Below are 3,082 nucleotides of genomic sequence, written 5' to 3'. Positions count from 1 at the left end.
GCGAACATCGGCTCGGTGTCCTGGTAGGTGCGGACGATCTGGTCCCACGTCTTGTCCAGGAACTTGGCCGTGATCCGTTTCGGATAGGTGCCGGTCCGTTCGATCAACAGGTTCTCGACGACATACGCCTTCCGTTTCCAGTACACGAAGTCCTTGAATGCCTGATTGACCATGCGTTTCAGGTTGTCGGCCGTCTCCCGATCGACGCCTTCCGACATCGAGGCGATGCGGGTGTCGTAGGCGAGGCGATGCAGGTCGTAGGCGTTTCCCCGTGCCCGCCGGACCTCGCCCAGCAGGGCATACAGTTCGTAGGTCGTCAGGTGCTGGAGCTCGCTCGTCGGGCGGTTCGCGTCCTCGAGTGAGACGACCGGCCGGATGAGCCGGCGTCGACGCTCGCCGTTGACCATCGTCTCGGTCTCGTCAAAGGAAAGTTCGCAGAAGTCGCACCGGTACATCGTGCCTTGTTGCGGGTCTTTTTCGCCGATCGTCGCGAGCGGGCTCGCACAGTATCGGCAGGTTCTCGTCTTGTTCTTGTCGTTCTGGTTCGTCATGTTTCTCGCTTCCTTTCAGTCGTTTGGCCAACATGTCTAGAGAAATCACGCGTTCACGAAAGAATGCTCGTGATTTCTTCCCGATTTGGAGTCCCTGAAAGGGACGCCTCGGGGCGGTAAGGGCCCCAAAGGGCTTATTTTTGCCGATTTGATGCCCGAGCAGGACATCTGCCGTCCGAGCAATGTCAAGGAGACGAGGCATCTATTTTCGTAGAAAATCGGGCCGCCTTGACATCCCGCCTGCGGGCGCGCCCTGCGCGTGCGAGCCGGCATGCGAACGGGACGGGGAGGAGAGGCGTAGCGGAGACTCGCCCCGGCCGGCTTCCATGCCGATAGGCACGATGTACGCTCCGAGGCCAAATCGGCAGAAGAGACAAGGGTGTTCCTTTCCGGCGTGTCCGGAAAGGTTCCGAGGAGGCGTTAGCTGACCCGGGCGTCATGGACGCCCCCGACGCTCCGTGGCGTCGTGAAGAAAGGGTCAGGAACCTAGAGGGGCGGCGACGTGTACGAGCCAGCCCGTCTGGTTATCGACCCGTCAGACGCCAGCGGTGCGATGAGCGAGTCGGCGAGCGGGTGGAGACGTCGGAAGGCGACGGCGAACCCGGTCGCATAGTCGGTCACGCATGAGCCCGGATTCTGTTTGTATTCTCTTAACACAGTAATGATCGTAAAAGGATGAAGAATAAGAAAAGAAAGAGTGATACTAATAATCAGATGAACAGAATACGTACTGCAGTAGATGGGTTCTTTTCGATGTCTTTTCCTTTCGGGCCATCGCCCGAAAGGTTCCGCCCGAAAGCCCCGCCACCTGCGGGGCGTCCAGATCAGAGGGACGGGGCAGGGCGACGACGCCCGCCCCGTCGCCTCCGAAAAGGGAAGGGGAAAGGGTCTCCCCCTCCTTTCGTCTCACGGTCTTACGACGGTTCCGGTCTTGCGTTCCCGCGTCACCCGATGCGTGATGCGGATGGGCTTCAGCAGGTCGGCGAGCCGTTCGAGGTCGTTCCCATCGAGTGGCAACGTCTCGCCCTCCTCATTGGACTTGAACACGAGCACGTTCCCGAACAGGATGTCATATGCTTCGCCGTTCTCGTCCTCGAAGATGACGCTCGGCACGCTGTCGTCCGTGACGTGGAACAGGAACTCATCGTGTACCCAGAAATCGAAGCCGTGTTGATGGACGACGTCGAAGCGGTCGAAATAGCGAGCGAGCACCTTGCCCGGCGTCTCGAATACGGGGATACGCTGAGGGATGTTCCCCTCGCTCAATAGGACGGTGTACTTTTCTTCTGTTTGTGACATGTGGTTTCCTCCTCGGTTGTGTGATGTAGGAGGCGTCGGGGTGTTCCCCTCGCCGTCCTGTCGCAGGCACCGACGCACGCGTCGCGAGACCACGCAAGGGTGACCGCAGGGAAAACTCAAAAAAATGCGCAGAGCGCCAGAGGGTCGGCCCCCGAAGCCCAATAGCGAGAAGCCTCTGCTTCGAGCCGGGCGCGGAGGGGGACGGCACGCCGGCGCGTCATTTTTTTGACGGCCCTTGCGTGGACGAGCAGCGTGCTAGAGTGCGAAGACAGGACGGCCCCGGGAGCGGGGCCGTCCTCGTGTTTTGTTGGGCGGTCAGCGGAAGAAGTGTGCCCGAACGAATCCTCTATATCCGAAAATATCTTGTTCGGGCGTGTACTCGTTGTGATATAGCTCTTTTCCTTCGGTGTAGTGCGCCTCACCAGCGAACTGAATCCCGTACTCGGCATAGCGGAGCACGAAGCGGAGATGTGGGAAGCGGACAGAGAGCGCCCCGATGACCGGGAGCGGTGGCGACCAGGCGGTCAGGAAGTCGAAAACGACCCTGTCGGTATATCGGTCGGTGAAATCGACGTCCGTCGGCTCCCACTTCGTCCCCCATATCTCGTAGGCGACGAAATTGTCATGTCCGTCGCACGGGAGCGGGACGATGCGGGCGAAAGAGAACGGGCTTCTCTCGTCGCCGACCTCCTCCAGGAACGTCTCGATTTCCCCCTCGTCCTCGAACCCGATGACGTGAAGCGTGTTGTTGCACCAATTTGGCATATGAAATCCCCCTTTTCCGATGCCGGGGAAATTCCCGGCTACCAGATTTGTATGATGACAGGCAGTAAGCGTATCGCCCCCCGTCCTGTCGAAGGCACTGACGCACGCGTCGCGAGACCACGCAAGGGTGACCACAGAGAAAGGTCAAAAAATGCGCAGAGCGCCAGAGGGTCGGCCCCCGAAGCCCAATAGCGAGAAGCCTCTGCTTCGAGCCGGGCGCGGAGGGGGACAGCATGATGGCGCGTCATTTTTTTGCGGCCCTTGCGTGGACGAGCAGCGTGCTAGAGTGCGAAGACAGGACGGGCATCTGAGATCAGGAGAATCGGTTGGCCAAATCTCGGAACCGGAGGGGAGCGGGCGGATCAGGATGGAGGAGCGGACGAAAACGCGTCCCCTCAGTTGCATCGGGACGGGTGGTAGCCCGTCGGATGCGTTGTCGATGCAACTGAGCGGGCAAGATGGACGAC

Annotated in this window: 3 protein-coding genes; all 3 read right to left on the bottom strand. The window is 60.1% G+C overall.

What is annotated here, in order from left to right; translation table 11 throughout:
- Positions 1-551 (bottom strand): hypothetical protein (locus tag GVY43_RS15350; protein WP_159563735.1); only part of this gene is annotated, 551 nt, incomplete at its 3' end.
- Positions 552-1,457: 906 nt separating this feature from the next.
- Positions 1,458-1,850 (bottom strand): hypothetical protein, encoded by a 393-nt coding sequence (locus GVY43_RS15345; protein WP_159563734.1) that lies wholly within the window; start codon positions 1,848-1,850, stop codon positions 1,458-1,460.
- Positions 1,851-2,165: 315 nt separating this feature from the next.
- Positions 2,166-2,615 (bottom strand): hypothetical protein, encoded by a 450-nt coding sequence (locus tag GVY43_RS15340; RefSeq protein WP_159563733.1) that lies wholly within the window; start codon positions 2,613-2,615, stop codon positions 2,166-2,168.
- Positions 2,616-3,082: the final 467 nt, after the last annotated feature.

The organism is Exiguobacterium sp. 8H (assembly GCF_902506255.1).
GTDB classification, from domain to species: Bacteria; Bacillota; Bacilli; order Exiguobacteriales; family Exiguobacteriaceae; genus Exiguobacterium; species Exiguobacterium profundum.
This window is presented reverse-complemented; position numbering and strand designations above follow the sequence as displayed.